Here is a 1,929-nt window from a genome sequence, read left to right on the forward strand (position 1 = left end):
AAGTAGCCCCATCGAATGCAAAGCGATCGCCTTTATCCTGCTGATCACGTTGTGTAAGCTCAGTGACGATCGTTCATGGTTTGTGGGATGCGTGAGCGATCGCATTCGATCTCAAATCTAGGAGAAGGGTGGAGATGACACAGCCCATGCTGTCCAACCCTCCGACATCCATGCTGTCCAAACACCATAGGTGACGCAGCGGTAGGTCATAGAACCCTAGCGATCAGGCTATGACCTACCCGTGGAGAAGTCCACATCGAACATCCCTATCGTCAAGGTCTAAGGTTGACGTCATGGTGCAGACCTCAGATCCACGGGTGCTAAACATACGTGAGGCTATTCTAGGCTGGAGCTAGATGAGGCTTAAGATTCTTTGATGAACATCGATCCTATGGTTTTTAATGGGTTTGGTTTGACTTTAGTTTAAGTAGCTCCGATTCACATGCCTTAGAATGCGATCGCATCGTTGTCTAAGACGCGTAGCTACCATTGGCATTGATGAACAATTCATGAGTAGACAACCACTGCTTTCACGTTTGTTGGACAAGATTCCATCCACTTTCTGGATAATGCCTACCACCCTGCAAAGCTGGGGGCTGCTGGGAGGATTAATAGGCTTGGGCTTATTGGGCAACATTTTTAAGTTTCAGCTCTTTTTTGGAGTTGATTTTCTCTTTGGTAGTATTGCTGTCCTGCTGATCTTGGCCCGCTATGGATTAGGTTGGGGGCTGTTTGCCAGTGCCTTGGTCGGCAGTGTCACCTATGTGCTGTGGGGACATCCCTACGCGACGATCATCCTGATTGGGGAAGCGATCGCGGTGGGTTTGCTCTATCCCCGCAAGAGCAAAAGTTTACTGATGATTGTCATCGGCTACTGGTTGCTGATCGGGATTCCTTCGGTTCTGCTGTTCTACGGAGTCATGTTGGGGGTTGCACCCCAAGGCACGATCTTGGTGGCCCTCAAGCAGTCGATCAACGGTATCGTTAATGCGCTGCTCGTAGACCTCATACTCATGGCTGATATGGGACGCTGGTTGTCCCGTCCTTCCCAGGGGCGATCGCGCCATGTATCGTTCCATCAAACGGTCTTCACCCTCTTTGCATCCTTTGTGCTGCTGCCCAGCTTGCTGCTGATGATTTTCAATGGCCAGCAACTGTTTCAGACCGTAGAAAACGATATCCTCAACAGCCTAGATGTGGCCTCCAACACCCCGACTCAAAACATCCAAGCCTGGTATGACGATCATGTCCACCGCATCGAACGTAAAGCTGTCGGTCTTGATCTAGCTAATCCAGAGTTGATCACAGCGCGGCTCGAAGCTGCTCAGCAGGCCTACAACGATGTGTTAGGGCTCTATGTGGTAGATAGCGCAGGCCAGGTGTTAGCAGAATCATCCCGCATCACCTCACCCCAAGTTCTGAACGACATTCAGACGGATGCCCTAGAGGCCATGACGATGCTGGATGACGATCAGGCTCGCATCCAGTTTTATTTGCCGGAGCCCTCTGATATCTACCTCACCCGCTACATGCGAGTTTTGGTGCCGATCTATAACCAGACTGATCTACAAGGCTTCCTGATTTCTGATATCGACTTACAAAACCTTGAGCGACTCTTTCACTTTCATGGTGGGCGCGATATTGTCACGCTGCAACTGCTCAACCAGCAGGGAGTGCTCTTGGCAGAAGAAGGTGGGATTGGAGCGCTGCTGCCACCTCTCGATCCTAGTCAGCCAGGAGAAACGCGGCAGTTTAGGGATAATGTCGTACAGTGGTTGCCGCCGCCGGGCCCGCCCACTATGGTGCGCTGGAAGCAGTCGCTCTACGTCGAAACCTCGTCCATTGGCAACGGAAATCAATGGACTCTGGCCGTGGGGGTAGCGACAGCTCCCTATGTGAGCTATTTGGAACAGCTTTATATCCGAGATT

1 protein-coding gene is annotated in these 1,929 nt (G+C 51.3%); it reads left to right on the forward strand.

Translation table 11 applies throughout. From position 1 onward, the window contains the following. Positions 1–569: 569 nt before the first annotated feature. A partial coding sequence (locus tag V6D20_10645) for a cache domain-containing protein (protein HEY9816239.1) occupies positions 570–1,929 on the forward strand: 1,360 nt, incomplete at its 3' end.

Source organism: Candidatus Obscuribacterales bacterium, assembly GCA_036703605.1.
Taxonomy (GTDB): Bacteria; Cyanobacteriota; Cyanobacteriia; order RECH01; family RECH01; genus RECH01.